We start from the raw sequence: 18592 nt of genomic DNA, 5'->3' as shown, positions 1-18592 counted from the left end.
CTCTAACACACAAATAATTAAATCCCTAATCTATCCCTAGACAAAAGTCTAGTAAACGGAAAATCACAAATAAATACTATATTGTCCAAGGAAGAACAAACCAGATGAATACAATCCAAAACAAATCCCTGTGGTTTCTGGTGGCGGCCGTAGCGGTCAGCGGCGGGCTCAATGCTTACCTGCTCCAAACCGACCATCCGGCGCTGTTTTTTCTACTGCCGCCCGCCTCTTGGAGCCTTGCGCTACTGCTCCCCATTCACTCCCAGTTAAAGGACAAACGGTTTGCCTATTTCCTGTTCCCCAGTGCCATCTTCTGTCTTTGGATGGCAATGCTGGTATTGAGCGTGACATTGGGAAACATCCTGCTCAAGGCCAGCCCTAGCATTGCCTATCCAATTATCGGAGGGATTGCCGCTTGGGCTTCTTACCTGCTGTACGCCCATTTGGTGCTGTCGCGTTTTTCGGCAGCCGTATCGGTATTCAGTTTTGCAATGGGATACGTTGCGTTTGTACTGAATTCATTTGTGGAACCTAGCGATAAAATCTTCCTGGAACAAAAAACCACATTGTTCTTATTGTGGCAAATACTAACCGGTGCCGGACATGCGTTGGCGTATTATAAATTTTGTTCGGCAAAAACAGAATCCGTAACTTCATGACATGAAAAAAATCTTGCTTTTTTTATGGTTTGTCCAGTCGGCTTTGGCCCAGCAGCAAACCGAAACGCCATTGCAAACCGTCGGACGGATCCACAGTGCTTATATTGCACAGACGGAAACCGCATTGGCGCAAGAGCAAAGACAACAAATGCAGTCGGCGCTCGAACAACTGCAGCAATCGGCCACTACCGAGGACCTGCCGCTCTTGCTCAATGTCTGGATGTATTTTGATCCGACCGATTTTCCGACACGCGAATTGATTTCGCCAATCCTGGCCAAAGACCGCACGGCTTCGTTAAAGGCCGTCAACCAACGCCTGGCACACAAACAAAAATGGGAAACCGAGAATGAGGCACCCTATTCCGATTTGATTTACCTCAAAGAACAACTTTCCCAATGATCCGGAAAACCATAAAGACCATTTTCTTCCTCTTGATTTTTGGAAGTGGTTTTTGTTTTTCACAAACGGCCAACCTTAATCTGGTAAAAGCCATCCAAGAATCGGAAAAAGTGCTGTTGATCAGCCATGAAGATTACCGGCTCATCATTGAGCAACCCGGAAATTCAACAATCATCGACCGGGAGCTGTTCAAGGACGGCTTGCCCAATGCCGAAATCATCCAACAGCAAATCGAATTAAATCCGAAGCTCAAAAGCGAGTTGGCCGATGTCATTTCCTATCAAAAAAACACAACCGACGAGGAAGGCGTCGACTGTTTCTGGCCCCACCATTCGATCCTGCTTTACCGGCAGGGCAAATGGTCGTATGTGGATCTGTGCTTCAGTTGCGACCATTATGCGCACAGCCCTGATTTGATCATCCGCAAGGACGAATTCTTGGTCACTTACGAGCAATGGCGTACACTCGAAAATTTCTTCCGCAAACTCCAATTGGACTACAAACTCCAGAAATAAAAAAAGCCCCCAGAAAACTGGGGACTTTTCCATCCATCCTAATAAAGCTGATTGGGGTACTAATTCTAATTCAGCTTAACAAATTTAGTTGTGAAGTTTCGGTCTTCGTTTGTATAGGCTTTCAGGATATAAACGCCGCCGCTTAACTCAGCCACGTTGATGTTGTCGAAATTCGCGTGTATTTCTTTTACTTTCTGTCCAGAAACGTTGAAGATTTCTGCCTTGGCGATCGATTGCCCAGACGCGGTCATCACTTTTAGGAAATCGCTGGCCGGATTAGGCACCACCATCGCCGAATGGGCATTGAACTGGTCTACGGCCAAAGCCGAGCACTCCGCCGTCAATTCGTATTGCGCCTCGATGTTGAGCAACTGGAACCATTGGAAGTTGTTGCCGCCCATCGCCACCGATTCGCCTACGACGCCTTCGCCGGTCTCACCATGGGCAGTAGTAGCCCAGGCATTGGCATTCGACAGCGCACCCATCCAGTAACGGCCGTCCACCTGATTGCCAGAAAGTACGATGGGTTCGGCCAAGACCAGAGTGATGCGTCTTACGTAGAACTGGTGCAACGGCTCGTAGCCGATCACTTCGAATTCACCCATTTCGGTGTTGACATCGAACATAATGTCACCCGGAATAAAACCCGGCTGTACTTCCGGATCTTCTGGCACACTCAAGATATTTTCATAGAAGCGCAAATGCACGTAATTGGGCACTTCCTGGCTGGCCAGGGTTACCTTGATCCCGCTGATGGTGATTTGCTGTTCTGCACCGATCGGGATGTCGACCGCGGCCTTTTGTCCCGACATGCCGCTGATGAACACCCCGTTTTCTTCTTCGGTGTCATTGATGACCACTGTGTTGCACGTTCCGAGCAACCGAGAGGCGTTATTGTTTTGTGTTTTTGGATTTTGTGCCGCCATATTCGCGTGCTTGCCATAAGTCCCATTTTGGGCTTGGGCGGCTAAGGCGCAAAGGGCGAACATACATAAGTAAATTTTTTTCATAGTGGTAGTGTTGGTTGTTAATAATGCGTTGTTTTTGATGGTTCCAAATGTAGGACGAAACCAACTCAAAAAATAACGACAACACGGCCGAATTCGGGAAATTTTCCTTGATTATGAAAAAAATAAAAAAGCGCAATCAATTCATATTCAAAATATTAAACACAAAAAAGCGCTTCTTCTCCAAAAGGACATTCGTGTATTAAAATATAAGATTTTAAAAGCGTTTTTGAAACCTGAAAGTAAATTCTTATCGATTATTTCACAATCAATTTACGGTTTCTTGATTTTCCTTTTGAGTTTGAAAACCGCAAAAAAGACAATGGCAATGACCAAGACCAATCCGCCCAAAACATACGCGATCCATCCCGGACGGATGCCTGCCGCTTGATTGTCGTCAACGACTTCATCGGTGGCCTTGTGTGCAATCTTGCCGACCGATTGGGTTTCGCTTTGGTCAAAATCCTTGAGACTCAGATTGTAGAGCTTGTCGTAATGCGCGTGCATCTTGAGGTTGTTTGTGGAAAGGTAGTTTTCAGAAAGCTGGTGGTAGATTTCCTTGATGAGTTCCATTTGCTTGGCTTCCTTGGCCACATCGATCGTTTCGAGCAGCAAGGCATTCGATCGGGCGTACTGCTGCTGTTTGGCATAGACCTGGGAAAGGCTAAACCTGGAGAAAACATTGACCCCGATGTTGTTGCTTTCTTCAGAAATCCGGACGGCTTTCTGGAAACATTGCTCGGCTTCCTTGAGCTTGCCGTTGTCGAGCAGGCACCGGCCTTTGTGCGTATAGACTACGCCAAGGTTGATTTTCCCGAGTTGCTTGTCGGTCGCCTTTTCGAAACTCTCGGCCGCCTTGTCAAAATAAATGATGGCATAATCACAATCGAGCTTGTCGGCATACAGATACCCCTTGAGCAGGTAAACATTGCCCTTGAGGTGGATCGACGAATCGGCCGGCGGATGGTTCCTGAGCAAATCCTCGGCCACCTTGAGGCTTTGCCAAGCCTTATCCTTGAGTTCGAGCCGGAAATAATGGTTGCCCAAAAAATTATGAATGACAATCTGGTTGTTGTAGTCGTTGGTTTCCTTGGCGATGCGCAACGCCTCGTCGGCATTTTCGAGCGTTTTTTCGTAGCGCGTCAGCATGACGTTGGCCTGTGCCATGGCCATCAGCGATTTGATCTTGAGCTTGCTGTCGGTCTGGGGCATTTTGTAGATCTTCTGTGCGATTTCAATCGAACGCGTCGGATTGTTGTAGACCTCGAGCACGGCTATCTTGAGCAGGCTGTCGGTTTCCTTGCTTTGCTGTGCGCGGTTTTCTATCGGCAACAGCGACAACAACACCAGCAAAAGACAGCGAATATCAGGAAACTTGTTTGTTTTCATTTTTCAAGAATTTGATAAAAGACAAAGGCGAAATGCCCGTAGACGCCCTAAAGACGGTACTGAATGTACTTTGGGATGAAAAACCGCATTCCTTGGCCAGGTAATACACTTTGTAATTGAGGTATTTGGGATCTTCCTTCATCTTGCCGATGATGTAATTGATCCTGAGTTCGTTGATGTACTGGTTGAAATTGGCATCCTTGTTCTTGTTGATGATTTCCGACAAATACTTGGTGTTGGTATCGAGCGATTTGGCCAGCGTAACAAGGGTCAGGTTCGGATTGGTGAAGCGGTTCGATTTCTCGAACTTGGCGAGCTTTTCAAGCAAGGCTTCCTCGGTTTTCTGCGGGATGGCCATTTGGCGTACCGCCGTTTGTTCGGGTACTTGGGCTTTCTCGACGGCCGCGAGGAATTTTCGATAGTCCTTTTTGGCTTTCACATAAAAATAAACCCCGCCCGACAACAACAGCAAAAGCAATCCGGCCGCCAACAGGTAATAATTGAAACCCGAGGCCGATTGCGCTTTTTTTTCGGCCTCCAAATGCATAATGATCCCATCGCGCACTTCCTTGAGCGAACGGTTCAACTGGTCGTTGAGCATTTTGTGCTTGTCGAAATACTTTTTATAAGAAGCCACCTCGTCCTTTTGCAGAAAATCCTGCGCGAGCAGTTGGGCCACCTGCAGTTGCGTCGGGACATCGGTGTGCTGGTCGAGCAAGGCATCGGCCTGGAGCAAGGATTCCAGGGAAGATTTTCCCACCGCCCTGTCGAACTGGGCCTGTTCGAGCAAAGCCCTGGCGCCAAAAACTGAATAACGACTGCCTATGGCCGTCACCGCCTTTCGGAATGATTCCACGGCGCGCTGCTGCCTAAATGCAGCGGCATAGCACAAAAGCATTTCTGCATCCAGCGGGGTTTGGTGGATTTTCCTGCTGAGATCCGTTAAATCCTCCGATTGTTGCAACGCTTTTAGACGATCGGCTGCGGTCTTGGCCGCCAATGCATTTTCCAAATGATAACGAAACCACAGGTCGTTGCGTTGGGATTGATTGTCCAGGAGCAAACGCAGCGCTTCCGCACTATTTTTCCTTGACAGTTCCTCGAAGCCGAACAACCTGTAGTAGCGCACGAAAGACAATTTCTTTTTGATCTCGAAACGCAGTTCGGTGCTTGAGAGTTTGATGGTGTCGGCGGCATACAGGTTCTTCATCGTGGCCGCATACTGGCCCTTGAGGTAAGCCGCATCAGCCAAAACCAGGTAGGCAGACACGGTATTGGCCTTGTTTTCCTGGTCTTGCGTAAAAAACAATGCCTGTTTTTCGGCTTTGGCAACGTCGCGGTAAATGAGTTGTTCGGAGATGCCCAGAATACTTTCGGTGATTTTATCGGTTTGCGCCCAAAGTGTGCAGGAACAAATCAACAAAAGGGTCAGTATTCTTAAAAGTTTCATGCGAAAGTCTGGCGGTTTGGTTTGCCCAAAATTAGTTTAAAAATCGATGCCTTTCGTGTGAAAAAAACCAAAAATAAACTTCGAAATCATTTTTTTTGCCCCCAGTTTCACTATTTAAGATTTTATCAAGAGATGCATGCCGTAGAAAATCTTAAATTTGCATGCCAATTACAAACTATGCTTACCGATATTTTTTTAAAACTGGTTGCCCAATATAGCCCCGACAAAGCGCTGGCCAATGATTTATGGCTGGAGATTTTCACCAAATATTCGGAACCCAAAAGACACTACCACACCATCACACATCTCGAAAACCTGATCAAGGACCTGACTTCGGTCAAAAAATCGATCACCGATTGGGAAACGATGTTGTTTGCCGCCTTTTACCACGACCTGGTCTACAAAGCCACCAACAGCACCAATGAAGAAGAAAGCGCAAAGATGGCGCAGGACCGGCTCACTTTGATTGGTTTTCCACCCGAACGCATTGCCGCTTGCTACGCGATGATTCTCGCGACCAAAAACCACGAGCCATCCACCGATCCCGACACCAATTTGCTGCTCGACGCCGATTTGGCGATACTGGGGCAAAAACAGGACGATTACCAGCTTTATGCCGAAAACGTCCGAAAGGAATATTCGATTTATCCCGATTTTATTTACAACAACGGCAGAAAAAAAGCGCTGCAGCATTTCCTCGACATGGAATCGATCTACAAGACCGACCATTTCATCGCGAAATATGAAAAACAGGCGCGCATCAATATTGCCAATGAACTTGAAGATTTGTAATTGTTATGCGGGCCATTAAATTCTTTTCTGCGTTGTTCGTTTTGCTGCTGCTCCATCCGATGGCGGCGCAAACCAAGCTGCAAAAAGAATTGGACAGCCTTGAAACCGCGCTCCATTCGTACGACAATACCGATACAACGCGAATCTTCAAGACCGCAGCCTATCTTGCAAAACACAGCAACTCTGCGCGCCAAAAGTTTGAGGCACTCGAAAAAATAGCCGAGACCTATTCGCGCATCAACAACACCAACCAATCGATTGCCTATTTGTTCCAGGCCAAGGAAGTAGCCGAACAATCGGGCGATGCACAGATGATGGCACAGGCTTACGGATCGATCGCGAACGAATACTCTTACCTGAACCTGACCGAAAAGGCGCGTCCCTATTTGAAACGGGCAATCGAGCAGATCGAAAGACTGCCCAATGGTGACAAAAGACACCGCCTCAAAGGGTTGAGCTACCTCGAATTGGGCAACCTTGACATGAACGACAAGCGCTTTGTCGAGGCCAACAAAAACTACAAACTGTCGCTGCAGCAATTGAAACTGATCCAAAAGCGCGACGACAAAAACCTGTACCATTACCGCCGGTCTTTGTACAACATCGGGAATTCGTATTATTACCTCAAACAACCGGATTCGGCGGAATTTTATTTGGGTAAATCTTTGAAAATCAAAGACGTTAAAAGTCCTGACCTCAAGTATTTTATTTATTCCTCCCTGGCCGAAGTGTACACCTTGCGTGGCCGCCACCAACAAGCCATCGACACGCTCGAAGCGGCGCTGAACGACCCCGGATTCGACAACAAATCGCTCAAGATGGAAATGTACCTGAACCTGGCGCGCAATTACAAAAGCATCGGTGACAAGACCAAATACAGCCTGTACAACGAAAAACACCTTTCGCTGCGCGATACGGTAGAAAGCCACGAACGCAAAGCCATCAACACGGCCTTCAATGTGGAACAGCAGGACATTTCGGAAGATGCATTGGCGTCGAAACAGACCAGCAGATGGCTTGCCTATGCCGTTTTTGTGGTCGTTTTGCTCAGTATTGGGACGATATTTTACCTCAATCGCAAGAAAAAAAGGGAGCACGCGATTTACCTGTCGATCATCGAGAAACTCAAAAGCCGCGTCGAAATGCCATTGCAGACCAAAACGGAAGCCGAAACAGAAGTCGAAAGCGAAAACGAACCCGATGCCAAACCCAACTACTCCATCCCTACTTTGGTCGAAGACGAAATCCTTGGCAAGCTCCAGAAATTCGAGGAAAATGAGGAATTCCGCAATTCCAAATTGACCCTTTCGATGCTCGCCGTTTCACTACAAACCAATCCGGCCTATCTGTCGGCGGTGATCAAGACCCACAAGGACAACAATTTCAACTCCTACATCAACGAATTGCGTATCGGCTACATCTGCCGTAAAATCCATGACAACCGCGAATATGTCAATTACAAGATCAGTTATTTGGCAGAAGATTGCGGTTTTACTTCCCACAGCACTTTTTCGACGATTTTCAAAAAAGTCACCGGAATCTCGCCTTCGGTTTTTCTCAGCGAGGAAGAAAAACGCCACAATTCCGATTGGAAGAACGCGGTCTAATTTAACCTTCAATTTGCTGTAAATCAGCAATTTTATATTTAATTGTATTTTGAAATATGATATTTTGAAAGACATCTGCACGGATGCGTTTTGCTGTTTCCCTAATTTTACGGCTTCATTAAAAAAACCACAACGACTATGAAATTGAAAATTCACGAAAACAAAAAAAACAAACTACCAGGCTTGAGTAAAAAATTATTTACTTTTTTACTATTGGGCGCAGCCGCCTTTTCCTTCGGACAGCAGTGCGGTTATGGAACGGCCTCTGATTCGAGAGGAATCGGGGAAAACATGTCGACAGGCGGCGATGCCGAGTATTCGGGAGCAGGAGATTTCGACGTACCATTCGGATTTACCTTTACGGCTTCGCAAGTCACCTTCAATGTACTGAAAGGTCCGGCCAACCTGCAATACGTCAATCTGGCGTTCCGCGAAGAACAAAACGGACTTCCGGGCAATATCATCCAAAGTTTCGACGGATTGGTTCCGGCATCCCAAACGCTCGCTTATGAAATCAACGACGACCCGAATCTTGACGGTTATTTGATCACCATCGATCTTCCATCGGAAATGGTATTCCAAAAAGGAAGATACTTCCTCCAATTATCGGCGGCGGCCGGTGACGAATACAGTGCCTGGTGGGAAATCACCGATGACGAACAAACCGCAGGCGTATTCGACTACAGCCTTTTCGAGGACGAAGATTGGGGCGGGACAGGCTATTACAACAAAGTATTTCAGGTAAAAGGCAACTGCGCGCTTTCGGGCGAGGAACAACCTGATTTGGGTGATTTCTGCCAACAAGTAACGCCATCCAACGGATTCACCACAGCGGCGCCTTTTATCGCCAACGGAAGTATCGTTTCGGTTGCCGATGATTTTACCGTTGCGCCAAACACGACTTTTTATTTGACCCACTTCACGATGCAGTCGCTTTTGTTGGGCGGCGGTTTGCACAACGCCACGATCAAGATCAGAAGCGCGGTAAACGGCGCTCCGGGCCCGGTATTGCATACGTTCGAGAACAAAGGGCCAGAGACTGAGGATTACGATGGTTACTGGCCTTTCCCGGGATCACCATTCGATGTGGTTTCGGTACTGATTACGTGGAAATTCGAGCCGATCGAGTTTACCGAAGGAAACTATTTCATCGAAGTAATCCCAACACCTTACGCCACTGAATTCCTAACTTGGGAAGCGACACCTTCTGGAACCATCGGTGATTTTGCCGCTTCTTCTTATGACCAAGGCGAAACTTGGGTCACGCACGAAGGCTACCATTTGGTATTCGCGGTAGAAGGATTCTGCAGCGAGAACCTCGGCACCGAAAACCCAGAGGTGCCTTCTGCCCTGAAATATTACCCGAACCCTGTTCAAGATGTATTGCATATTTCATCTGAAAAACAAATCAACGGCGCGACGGTCTACAACATGGAAGGCCGCCAGGTGAGCGCTACTGTTAACAACGGGACTGTTGACATGCAGGCACTCGCCAGCGGCATCTATATGGTGAAAGTCGCTTTCGGCAACGACACTTTTGAAACGTTCAAAGTGGTAAAACAATAACACACAACGTCTTCGGGACACACAACTAGGAAAAGCCTGCAATTGTTGCGGGCTTTTTCTTTTGGATGGAAATGAGTACATTCGTTTTAAACTTGACCTGATGAAACACCACATCCTTTCCGTACGGCCTTTCCTGGGCGCCAAAGACTTTACATTGTCGCGTCGTTTCTACACCGACCTCGGGTTTGAAGAAGTGCCGCTGCCTTACAACATGTCTTATTTCAAAAGCGGCGACTTTGGTTTTTACCTGCAGGATGCGTATGTCAAGGACTGGATCGACAATACGATGGTATTTCTCGAAGTAGCCGATGTAACGCATTATTGGAACGAATTGAACGCCCTGAACCTGCCTGCAAAATATCCAGGCGTCAAACTTACCCCGATCCGCAAGGAGCACTGGGGAGAAGAATGTTTCCTGCACGATCCGTCGGGAATTTTGTGGCATTTCGGGAAGTTTTACCAATAGGCATATGGACCAGACCGTACGAACCAATCTGCGTTATGCCATCGGCGCCAGCCTATTCGGGTTGATTTTCTTGTGGTTTGCGGTCCATTTTTACAACCAGGCCGATGTCGGTCCAAAAGAAACGATCCAACTCAATGGCACGCTATCCGAAAACCTCAAAACCGAAAGACACCGCCGTTCCCAATCACTGGTGATCAAATTGGCCGAATATCCGGGCTTGCAGTTCCACATCGGCGGGGTTTCACTCAAAGGCACGGCGAGTAGCGACCTCAAAGCAGACCTTCACATCGGCAATCCCATTCGGCTTACAATTTCACAAACCGACTACGGCAAGAAAATAACCCGCAAAATACCGCTTTCTTTTTGGGAAAGTTATTGGAATTTCGAACGCATCCACGTTTTGGAAGCCTCGACCGACGAATTCGATTACCTTACCCTGGCCGATTACAACCGCGTACACCGCCAAAATGCGCGTTGGGGAATGGGTGTTTTCGGATTTTTCTCCGTCTTGTTTTTGGCCGCAGCCGCCTTGTTTTATGCCAAGAGACACGAAGCTTCTTTTGAGCAAAAACCCAACAAGCGCAAAAGAAAATCCTGAAAACATGCTATATTAGCCGCGCAAACCAAACACAATGAAAAATCAAATCAAAATCCTGCTGGTGGCCCTACCGCTCTTTATAGCCTTGATCGGTTGGATCATGACCGCAATTGCACCGGGCCCTGTCGCCACATTCCTTATCGATACGGGCTACAATGTTGCAAAACTGGCCGGAATGCTGTTCCTGGTGCAGCACACCGATTTCATCAAGACGCCTTATTTCAAATTAATCGCCTGTTGTTTGGTTGGGGTCATCATCGGCGCACTGTTCAAGCTCATGCACTGGCCGGGCGCAACGGTGATCTTATCAGGCTCGTTGCTGGCCATTGCGGTGATTTACCTGCTGCGGTTTGCCCATAAGGAAGAAAAAGGCCGTTCCGACAAACTCAAACTGGCTTGGGTTCTAACCGCATACATCGGGACGGCGTTGTTTTTCATGGATTGGATTCCGAGGGATTTCCTTTACACGGCCGACATCTTGCTTTGGCTCAGCATCATTGATTTTCTGATTACCGATTACAAGTCGGAACAGCAAAATGCAGCACCATTCACTGCCAAGGAAGCACCTTTGAGAAAGGTGGATTGACCGGCCACAAGTTTCACCAAACAAAAAAGCCGAAGATCAACCCCGGCTTTTCGTGAATTAACAATTCCTTATTTTAGGATCAACTTTTTTGTGGTGGATTGGTTTTGCGAACTGATTTTCGCGAGGTAAACCCCGGTCGGCAAATGAAGTTCGATTGCGGTATCGCCCGTAAAATCATTCTCCTGCAATTTCATTCCCGAAATACTGTAGATTTCCATTTTACCGTGGTCCAAGCCAGAAATGGTAACCTGATCTTTGGCCGGGTTCGGATAAACCGCCACAGCCAAACCGGCAAATTCTTGGGTCTTGAGGTTCGAAAACCAAGGTTCGCCTACATGGACGCCCCAAATGTAATCGGCCAAATCAGGATGATCGATGAACGGATTGCGGTTGAACTGCCAAGTATAGATAATGTTGTTGCGGTTCATCTCGAAATCATCCGAAGGATCGGCCTGGTTCCAAGACAGCAAGGTCGCCAAGTCGCCCATTTGGTACATTGTATTGTCGGGCGGATTGCCATTGACCACATCGAGTAACGTAAATCGGCAAGCCATGTAAAACAACGAGCGCGCCACGTCACCATGCCAACTGCCTGCGGTCCCGAGTGCCGGCCCTACATAATCGTCCAATCCGTAATCCTTGTTGCTGCGGCGCGTATTTTCCGGACCGTCTTCGGCGCGGATGTGGTGCCCGTCGGCATGACCGGCTGCGATGTCATCTGGGCCTGTCGCGTTCCAGATGTCGATGCCGTCGGCCTGTGAACTCGTCCCGTCGGCAAAACCGCCGCGCGATTGCGGAAAAATATGTTCGCGGTTCCAAGAACCGACATTGCTCGCCGTCTGTTGGTATTTGTATTTGGCCCTGCCCTGCTCGACATACATGAGCCAAACCTCGTTGCTGTTGAGCGGATTCTGGTCGGCCTGCTTGAGCATGAATTCGATGTCGCCATAATTCTGCGCATGCACGGTAGCCGGATTCGAGACAATCGCCCGGATGGCCATCCTGAGTTCATTCCCCGATTTACCTTCGAGCGAGTCGTAATAACCCGCCGGCTGCGTACTGGCGACGATTCCATAGGTCGGATTGAGCGGCGTTCCCCAAGGCGCGGTCGTGAAATCGTTGTCGATCACGCGGATCTCGATATTGTCGTTGAGCCGGATAAATCCCGTAGGCAGCGCACCGAATTTGATCTTGGCCAATTCATCGGTGTCATCTACCGTGTCATCGACCAAAAGAATATTGGTAGTAAAACTCGTGCTCCCGCTTGGAATCAGCACATTAAGGTTGCCTGAATAATCCGAAGAAACAAATGTGCCGTTGTTGAGCGAAAACGTAAAGGCCAAGTCGGCAGTTACCGGATTTTGTGTCGTGAAAGTGATGTTGAAATTATCGCCTTCATTATAAGTGTTGGCCGGAACACTGATCGTAATTCCATTGAATTGGATCCCGCTGCCATCGTTGTTGGCGCCAGGCGTCGGCGTTTTTACCTCATAAGTACCGTCGTTCTTGCGCTGCACCGATTGTGATGTGCCGAGGGAATTGACATTTTCATTCGTATAGACCGTGATGTTAAGCAATCCCATGAGTGCCGTGGGCGGAGTGGCAGCCGTTCCGTAGGCTACCGCATCGACGAGATTCGTGGCAGTGGCCGGCGTCAGGTGTGGAAAATTGGAAGCGCTGCCAAGGTAAATAGCCACGGCATCGGGCCCGTTCTGCAACGTACTGTTCGAGGTATACAGGGCTGGAACCGGTGAGACCAGCGCATTGCCCAATAAAAATATCCCGTTCGCATCGGTGGAGAAGCCATCGAGATCGATCGCGTAATAGCTTTTGAGGCCGGTGCTCGAAACCGTATCGCCATTGTAAAAGACGACCACGTAGGCATCGAGCGCGAAGTTCGGCGTGGCCGACTTGAGTTCGATGAACTCCTTGTCATCGGTGCCCGGCGTATCGGTGTCGATTTCGTTGATAACGATTTGTGAATGTGCCAAACCACAACAAAAAAACAGCGAGGCGATCAGGGTAATTTTATTCATTTTTGAAAAAATTTAGCCTACAAATGTAAGTTAATAATTGACATAGATTCGGTTAGCCCAAAATTTAACGTTGGACTTTCATTCGGATAACTTAAAAAAAGATGTACTTTTGCAAAAAATTTAAAAAAAGGGATTGCCTGATACTTTTCCGCTAACAAACAACACCTTAAATGAAAAGAATTGTAGAATACCGCAAATTATTGAATGTTGAAAGAGGGGTTTCGCTCAAAGAACTCAAAACCATTTACCGCAATTCTATGAAGGAATGCCATCCGGATAAATTCCATGACGATGCCGAAGGTTTGGCCCTTGCCGAGGAGAAAAGCAAGGCCGTCATCGAAGCCTACCACCATCTGGTGAGCATCAATCCGGAAACGATCGAGCAAGGCATGCCCGAATACCAGGACACCATCGCCAATGCCACGATCACCGATTACCGTTACGAAAATATCCGTCTGCATGTGGAGTTTTCCAATGGCAGCAGCTACGAATACATCAGCGTCCCGAAGGCGACCTTTATCAAGATGGTCAACGCCGATTCACCCGGTCGTTTTGCGAAACGCCACATTTTCAATGCGTTTCCGTATAGAAAAGTCAGCAACCAAGAATAAATTGTTCAAAAATATTTTTTCGGAAAGTGCCACAAAACTGGCACTTTTTTTATTTTATTTGTGTTTATAAGAAAATACTTGCCTCACTAAATTTAGTGAGGCGGAAAAAATCACTAAAAGTGGGTATTGTGGGTCGAATCTTGAAACTGTAATTTAGCCTATACCAAAACAAATACTAACTAACGCTAATGCCATGGAAAACGTTTGCCACAAGTATGTGCTTCAGGTCGTAAAGGCCAAAGAGATGCTCGGAACACTCGAAGAAGAACTACACGACATCCGGATCAAACTCAAAACCAACCCCACCCACGCGGGCCATCTCAAGGAACTCAAGAAAATTACGCTCGATATGACGATCACGTTAAACGAACTCGAGCATTGCCAATACATGCTCGACGAATGCCAGGCGACGCAACTCAAGGCAGAGGAAAAATACAACGACTAACACCAAGGATCCTTCAGCGGGTCCTTTTTCTTTTGGTGAAATTCACTTACATTTGGGACACTAATTAAAAACGGGTGATTGAATATCTAGGTTATTTCGGCGCGCTGTGCATCGGGTTGATTTTGGGATTGACCGGTGCGGGCGGCTCCATCTTGACGGTACCCATTTTGGTGTACCTGATGGGAATCAACCCGGTTGTCGCTACCGGATACTCGCTTTTCGTGGTCGGGGCGACTTCGGCTTTTGGCGCTTTGCAGAACATCCGTCAGGGCTTGGTGGACGTCAAAACCGCTTTTCTTTTTGCGATTCCGTCCTTTATCGCCGTATTCCTGACCCGCAAATTCATCGTACCGGCTTTACCCGAATACATCGGCAACCAAAACATCGCGGTTCCCAAGGAAAGTTTCCTGATGCTGATGTTCGCCTTGGTCATGTTGGCCGTCGCGGTTTCGATGCTCCGAAAGAAAAAAGCAGCAGTCATCGAGGAACAGCAAACAAACCTTGTGGTGGCCATGTCCCGCATGTTTGTCGTGGGCATCCTGATCGGCATGGTCGGTGCAGGCGGCGGATTCTTATTTATTCCCGTGCTATTGTTCATCGCCAAATTACCGATGCGCAAAGCCGTCGGGACTTCGTTGCTCATCATCGCGCTCAATTCGCTGATCGGTTTTACGGGCGACATCGGCAACCATACGATCGACTGGCAGTTCCTGATCGGATTCACTTCGCTTTCGGTCATCGGCATCTTGATCGGCACCCATTTCAGCAGACAGGTCAACGAACAGCAATTGCGAAAAGGCTTCGCGTGGTTTGTCATTGCGATGGCCATTTTCATCCTTTGCCGCGAATTGGTGAGATTGTGAATAAATTAACGCCCTACTCCAACATTCTTCTTATTTTTGCTAATTAAATTCCCGAACCATGAAAATCGAACAAATATACACCGGATGCATTGCCCAAGCGGCTTATTACCTCGAAAGCGACGGCGAAGCGGCCATTTTCGACCCGCTGCGTGAAGTGCAACCTTACCTGGACAAGGCAGCCAAGGACAACGCCCAGATCAAATACATTTTTGAGACGCATTTCCACGCCGATTTTGTTTCGGGTCACCTCGACCTGGCCAAAAAAACGGGGGGCAAAATCGTATACGGACCGACTGCCAATCCCGAATTCGAAAGCATCATCGCCAAGGACGGTGAGGAATTCACGATTGGAAAATACACGGTAAAAACCATCCATACGCCCGGACACACGCTCGAAAGCACCTGTTACCTGCTCATCGACGAAAACGGGAAAGCGCACGGCATCATCACCGGAGACACTTTGTTTATCGGCGATGTGGGCCGACCGGATTTGGCACAGGAACTCGTAGGCGACTTGACACAGGAAAAGCTGGCGGGTTATTTATTCGACTCGCTGCGCAATAAAATCATGCCTTTGGCCGATGATCTCATCGTTTATCCGAGCCATGGCGCCGGAAGCGCCTGCGGCAAGAACATGAGCAAGGAAACGACCGATACGCTGGGCAACCAGAAAAAAGCCAATTATGCGTTACGCGCCGACATGACCAAGGAAGAATTCACCAAGGAACTGCTCGACGGATTGAGTGCGCCCCCGGCCTATTTCCCGCAAAACGTGATGATGAACATCCAAGGTTATGAAAGCCTCGACCACGTCATGAAACGATCGTTCCAACCGCTCAATGCGCGCGAATTCGAAGCCTTGGCCAACCAATCGGAGGCGATTGTCTTGGATGTGCGCCACGAGAGCGATTATGTCAAGAAACACATCCCGGGTTCGATATTCATTGGCATCCAGGGCAATTTTGCTCCATGGGTCGGTGCTTTGATCATGGATGTCAAGCAACCGTTGTTGCTCGTGACGCCCGAAGGACGCGAACAGGAAACGATCACCAGATTGTCGCGCGTAGGTTTTGACCAGGTGTTGGGTTACCTTGAAGGCGGTATGGCTGCCTGGGAAACCGCGGGTTTTGAAACCGACAGCATGGCCTCGATCACACCGGAACAATTTGCTTCGGAATTCAATGACAAAAGTATCGTCGTTGATGCGCGCAAACCGGGCGAATACCAAGCAGAGCGTATTGATTCGGCCATCAATATTCCGCTGGACACGATCAACAACCATTTGGCCGAAGTACCCAAAGAAGAAAATTTCTACCTGCACTGCGCCGGCGGTTACCGTTCGGTGATCATGGGCTCGATCCTGAAATCGCGCGGTTACCACAATATGGTCAATGTTGAGAAAGGCATCGCCGGAATCCGCAACACCAATGTGGGACTGACGCATTTCGTCTGCCCTTCGACACTCCAGTAACAATAACATAAATTTAAGTTGGATAACGTATTATTTTAAATACTTTTGCAGCACTTTAAAACAAAATAATAGATTATGAAAAAAGTTCTTTTGCTGGTTTCAGCGGTTGCGGTTTTGGTTTCCTGTAACAAGGCCGGAGATAATGAATATGTGATCACCGGGACAATCAAAGGCATCGCCGACGGCAAATTGGTCATTCTCGAAGGACAGGATTCCTTGGGAGTGATGAAACCGATTGATACCGCGAAAGTGGAAAAAGAAAAGTTTACGTTTAAAGGTTCGTCCAAAGAGCCAGCGATGCATTTGATCGGCATTGAGGCGCTTGGCAAAGTCCCTTTGATTTTGGAAAATGGCGACATTGAAATTACCGTGGACAAGGACAGCCTCCAAAAATCGAAAGTAAAAGGAACGTACAACAACGACGAGCTGACCAGTTATGTCGATGCCGATTTCAAAATGTACAAGAAATTCGAATCCGACCACAAAGTTCAGATTACCCAGGCGCAGCAAAAACAAGACATGATCATGTTGCAGGAACTGCAGAAACAATACATGGAAGTGGCTACGGCGCAAAACGAAAAATACATCGGCGGACATCCAAAATCTTTCATTGCGGCGCTTTTGATCCAGAGAATGTTCACTATTCCAGATGCAGATTTGGCTAAAATCAAGAAATATTACGAAGCACTCGATCCTGAAATCAAGAACACCAAGCCGGGCAAAGAAATCAAAAAGCGATTGGCCGAGATCGAACAAGCAAAAGCAGCACAACCAACAGCCGAAGCAACTCCGACAGGAAATGCCGTTGGAGACCAGGCACCTGAATTTTCAGCCAAAACACCAGACGGAAAAACCATGTCGCTCAAACAAGCCTTGGGCAAAGTCACGATTGTAGACTTTTGGGCCTCTTGGTGCGGACCATGCCGCAAGGAAAATCCAAATGTGGTGGCGCTCTACAATGAATTGCACTCGAAAGGACTCAACATCATTGGGGTTTCATTGGACAAAGATGCCAAAGCTTGGAAAGAAGCCATCGGAGCCGATAAACTAACCTGGAACCATGTTTCGAACCTGATGTATTGGAACGAACCGATCGCCAAAACCTATGGTATCGAAGCCGTTCCTGCCACATTCATTTTGGATGCCAACGGAAAAATTGTAGCCAAAAACCTCACCGGCGCTGCCTTGAAAGCCAAAGTTTCTGAACTTTTGGCGGCCAAATAATCCGCAAACAATATCAAAAACACCAAATCTCCCTCGCGGAGATTTTTTTATGCATTTCAATTTCAAACGATTAAAAAAACGCGAGAAATTAAGTGTTCAATTAGTTTGCAAACACCAAAAGTGTTTATATATTTGCAACCGCTGGACCGGGGAGATACTCAAGCGGCCAACGAGGGCAGACTGTAAATCTGCTGGGAGACCTTCGCAGGTTCGAATCCTGCTCTCCCCACAAAAACATTAAGACCAAAATAACAAGCTCGCTTGATTATTTTGGTCTTTTGTTTTTGTGCAAGGTTTCCCTTAACGGATCACGAAGTAATCCTGTCAATTTCACAGGAAACCTTGATCAATTCCAACAAGCTCGCTTGATTGGTTTTTTTGTTTTAAAAACTTGCGTAAGGGTTCACCCTTACGGATCACCGCCAGGTAATCCTGTCATTTTAATTTTATCTGAACAAGCTTGATTATTTTGGTCTTTTGTTTTTGTTCAAGGTTTCCCTTAACGGATCACGAAGTAATGCTGTCAACTTCACAGGAAACCTTGATCAATTCCAACAAGCTCGCTTGATTGGTTTTTTTGCTTTAAAAACTTGCGTAAGGGTTCACCCTTACGAATCACCGCCAGGTAATCCTGTCATTTTAATTTTATCTGAACAAGCTTGATTATTTTGGTCTATTGTTTTTGTGCAAGGTTTCCCTTAACGGATCACGAAGTAATCCTGCCAACTTCACAGGAAACCTCCCACCTTGCCATCAAGTCCCACACCGTAACCCACCCCATTTCAAGAATTATTTCCATTGAAGAAAATCCTATAGCTAAATATTCTTTATAATTTTAACATTTACCTATTATTTCGTATTGCATTTTTGTTAAATTTATAAACCCAAATCCTCAATTTAAAACTTC

The 18592-nt window shown here is 47.4% G+C and carries 18 protein-coding genes and 1 tRNA gene; 15 read left to right on the top strand and 4 right to left on the bottom strand.

Translation table 11 applies throughout. The features are described from left to right. Positions 1-104: 104 nt before the first annotated feature. Genes QM717_RS15905 through QM717_RS15895 form a run of 3 tightly spaced genes read left to right on the top strand, consistent with a single transcriptional unit; the run spans position 105 to position 1574 of the window. Positions 105-659 carry a hypothetical protein gene (locus QM717_RS15905; RefSeq protein ID WP_415038922.1) on the top strand — a complete coding sequence of 185 codons (555 nt, stop codon included), beginning with the start codon at positions 105-107 and terminating at the stop codon, positions 657-659. Position 660: 1 nt separating this feature from the next. Then, positions 661-1059, top strand: a complete 399-nt coding sequence (locus QM717_RS15900; protein ID WP_415038920.1) for a hypothetical protein — start codon at positions 661-663, stop codon at positions 1057-1059. Further along, positions 1056-1574: a hypothetical protein gene (locus QM717_RS15895; RefSeq protein ID WP_415038918.1), complete on the top strand. Its 519-nt coding sequence runs from the start codon at positions 1056-1058 to the stop codon at positions 1572-1574. Before QM717_RS15900 ends, QM717_RS15895 begins: the two co-directional genes overlap by 4 nt. A gap of 65 nt (positions 1575-1639) precedes the next feature. Here the strand turns inward: QM717_RS15895 and QM717_RS15890 are convergent, their stop codons facing one another. The 3 genes from QM717_RS15890 to QM717_RS15880 form a co-directional block, all read right to left on the bottom strand. Then, entirely contained in the window at positions 1640-2584 is a 945-nt protein-coding gene (locus tag QM717_RS15890) for a T9SS type A sorting domain-containing protein (RefSeq protein ID WP_415038916.1), read from the bottom strand. Between the two features lie 270 nt (positions 2585-2854). After that, positions 2855-3970 carry a tetratricopeptide repeat protein gene (locus QM717_RS15885; RefSeq protein WP_415038914.1) on the bottom strand — a complete coding sequence of 372 codons (1116 nt, stop codon included), beginning with the start codon at positions 3968-3970 and terminating at the stop codon, positions 2855-2857. Beyond that, positions 3948-5420, bottom strand: a complete 1473-nt coding sequence (locus QM717_RS15880) for a helix-turn-helix domain-containing protein (RefSeq protein WP_415038912.1) — start codon at positions 5418-5420, stop codon at positions 3948-3950. Before QM717_RS15880 ends, QM717_RS15885 begins: the two co-directional genes overlap by 23 nt. 177 nt (positions 5421-5597) lie before the next feature. On the opposite strand from QM717_RS15880, the gene QM717_RS15875 reads away from it, so the two are divergent. From QM717_RS15875 to QM717_RS15850, 6 genes are all read left to right on the top strand, one after another. After that, entirely contained in the window at positions 5598-6212 is a 615-nt protein-coding gene (locus QM717_RS15875; RefSeq protein WP_415038910.1) for a hypothetical protein, read from the top strand. A gap of 5 nt (positions 6213-6217) precedes the next feature. After that, the gene (locus QM717_RS15870) at positions 6218-7819 is read left to right on the top strand and encodes a helix-turn-helix domain-containing protein (RefSeq protein WP_415038908.1); all 1602 of its coding nucleotides are present in this window, start codon (positions 6218-6220) and stop codon (positions 7817-7819) included. A 183-nt stretch (positions 7820-8002) separates the two neighbouring features. Then, complete coding sequence (locus QM717_RS15865) at positions 8003-9385, top strand: T9SS type A sorting domain-containing protein (RefSeq protein WP_415038906.1); 1383 nt, start codon at positions 8003-8005, stop codon at positions 9383-9385. A 100-nt stretch (positions 9386-9485) separates the two neighbouring features. After that, a complete protein-coding gene (locus tag QM717_RS15860; RefSeq protein ID WP_415038904.1) occupies positions 9486-9851 on the top strand; it encodes a glyoxalase in 366 nt (121 codons plus the stop codon). A gap of 4 nt (positions 9852-9855) precedes the next feature. After that, positions 9856-10449, top strand: coding sequence for a hypothetical protein (locus tag QM717_RS15855; protein WP_415038902.1), 594 nt, complete (start codon positions 9856-9858; stop codon positions 10447-10449). A 34-nt stretch (positions 10450-10483) separates the two neighbouring features. Continuing rightward, positions 10484-11035, top strand: coding sequence for a GldL-related protein (locus QM717_RS15850; protein ID WP_415038900.1), 552 nt, complete (start codon positions 10484-10486; stop codon positions 11033-11035). A gap of 68 nt (positions 11036-11103) precedes the next feature. Here QM717_RS15850 and QM717_RS15845 read toward each other — a convergent pair whose 3' ends face one another. Continuing rightward, on the bottom strand, positions 11104-13071 hold the full coding sequence (locus tag QM717_RS15845) for an endonuclease (RefSeq protein WP_415038899.1): 1968 nt from the start codon (positions 13069-13071) through the stop codon (positions 11104-11106). A gap of 170 nt (positions 13072-13241) precedes the next feature. Here QM717_RS15845 and QM717_RS15840 point away from each other — a divergent pair, with 170 nt between their 5' ends. The 6 genes from QM717_RS15840 (at position 13242) to QM717_RS15815 (ending at position 17914) form a co-directional block, all read left to right on the top strand. Beyond that, entirely contained in the window at positions 13242-13682 is a 441-nt protein-coding gene (locus QM717_RS15840; protein WP_415038897.1) for a KTSC domain-containing protein, read from the top strand. Between the two features lie 193 nt (positions 13683-13875). Next, entirely contained in the window at positions 13876-14127 is a 252-nt protein-coding gene (locus tag QM717_RS15835; protein WP_415038895.1) for a hypothetical protein, read from the top strand. 74 nt (positions 14128-14201) lie between these two features. Next, on the top strand, positions 14202-14990 hold the full coding sequence (locus QM717_RS15830) for a sulfite exporter TauE/SafE family protein (protein WP_415038893.1): 789 nt from the start codon (positions 14202-14204) through the stop codon (positions 14988-14990). Between the two features lie 58 nt (positions 14991-15048). After that, positions 15049-16461: an MBL fold metallo-hydrolase gene (locus tag QM717_RS15825; RefSeq protein ID WP_415038891.1), complete on the top strand. Its 1413-nt coding sequence runs from the start codon at positions 15049-15051 to the stop codon at positions 16459-16461. A gap of 75 nt (positions 16462-16536) precedes the next feature. Continuing rightward, on the top strand, positions 16537-17685 hold the full coding sequence (locus tag QM717_RS15820; protein WP_415038889.1) for a redoxin domain-containing protein: 1149 nt from the start codon (positions 16537-16539) through the stop codon (positions 17683-17685). Between the two features lie 148 nt (positions 17686-17833). Next, a tRNA-Tyr gene (locus tag QM717_RS15815) sits at positions 17834-17914 on the top strand. The last annotated feature ends 678 nt before the right edge of the window (positions 17915-18592 follow it).

The sequence above is a fragment of the Flavobacterium sp. genome, from assembly GCF_047602195.1.
Classification (GTDB): domain Bacteria; phylum Bacteroidota; class Bacteroidia; order Flavobacteriales; family Flavobacteriaceae; genus Flavobacterium.
The sequence above is the reverse complement of the archived record's forward strand: the minus strand, read 5'-3'. Positions and strand labels throughout refer to the sequence as shown.

What these genes read in the sequence shown, in the direction of transcription:
- QM717_RS15905 (WP_415038922.1), top strand. Translation starts at nt 105, where the DNA reads ATGAATACAATCCAAAACAAATCCCTGTGGTTTCTGGTGGCGGCCGTA.
- QM717_RS15900 (WP_415038920.1), top strand. Translation starts at nt 661, where the DNA reads ATGAAAAAAATCTTGCTTTTTTTATGGTTTGTCCAGTCGGCTTTGGCC.
- QM717_RS15895 (WP_415038918.1), top strand. Translation starts at nt 1,056, where the DNA reads ATGATCCGGAAAACCATAAAGACCATTTTCTTCCTCTTGATTTTTGGA.
- QM717_RS15890 (WP_415038916.1), bottom strand. Translation starts at nt 2,584, where the DNA reads ATGAAAAAAATTTACTTATGTATGTTCGCCCTTTGCGCCTTAGCCGCC.
- QM717_RS15885 (WP_415038914.1), bottom strand. Translation starts at nt 3,970, where the DNA reads ATGAAAACAAACAAGTTTCCTGATATTCGCTGTCTTTTGCTGGTGTTG.
- QM717_RS15880 (WP_415038912.1), bottom strand. Translation starts at nt 5,420, where the DNA reads ATGAAACTTTTAAGAATACTGACCCTTTTGTTGATTTGTTCCTGCACA.
- QM717_RS15875 (WP_415038910.1), top strand. Translation starts at nt 5,598, where the DNA reads ATGCTTACCGATATTTTTTTAAAACTGGTTGCCCAATATAGCCCCGAC.
- QM717_RS15870 (WP_415038908.1), top strand. Translation starts at nt 6,218, where the DNA reads ATGCGGGCCATTAAATTCTTTTCTGCGTTGTTCGTTTTGCTGCTGCTC.
- QM717_RS15860 (WP_415038904.1), top strand. Translation starts at nt 9,486, where the DNA reads ATGAAACACCACATCCTTTCCGTACGGCCTTTCCTGGGCGCCAAAGAC.
- QM717_RS15855 (WP_415038902.1), top strand. Translation starts at nt 9,856, where the DNA reads ATGGACCAGACCGTACGAACCAATCTGCGTTATGCCATCGGCGCCAGC.
- QM717_RS15850 (WP_415038900.1), top strand. Translation starts at nt 10,484, where the DNA reads ATGAAAAATCAAATCAAAATCCTGCTGGTGGCCCTACCGCTCTTTATA.
- QM717_RS15845 (WP_415038899.1), bottom strand. Translation starts at nt 13,071, where the DNA reads ATGAATAAAATTACCCTGATCGCCTCGCTGTTTTTTTGTTGTGGTTTG.
- QM717_RS15840 (WP_415038897.1), top strand. Translation starts at nt 13,242, where the DNA reads ATGAAAAGAATTGTAGAATACCGCAAATTATTGAATGTTGAAAGAGGG.
- QM717_RS15835 (WP_415038895.1), top strand. Translation starts at nt 13,876, where the DNA reads ATGGAAAACGTTTGCCACAAGTATGTGCTTCAGGTCGTAAAGGCCAAA.
- QM717_RS15825 (WP_415038891.1), top strand. Translation starts at nt 15,049, where the DNA reads ATGAAAATCGAACAAATATACACCGGATGCATTGCCCAAGCGGCTTAT.
- QM717_RS15820 (WP_415038889.1), top strand. Translation starts at nt 16,537, where the DNA reads ATGAAAAAAGTTCTTTTGCTGGTTTCAGCGGTTGCGGTTTTGGTTTCC.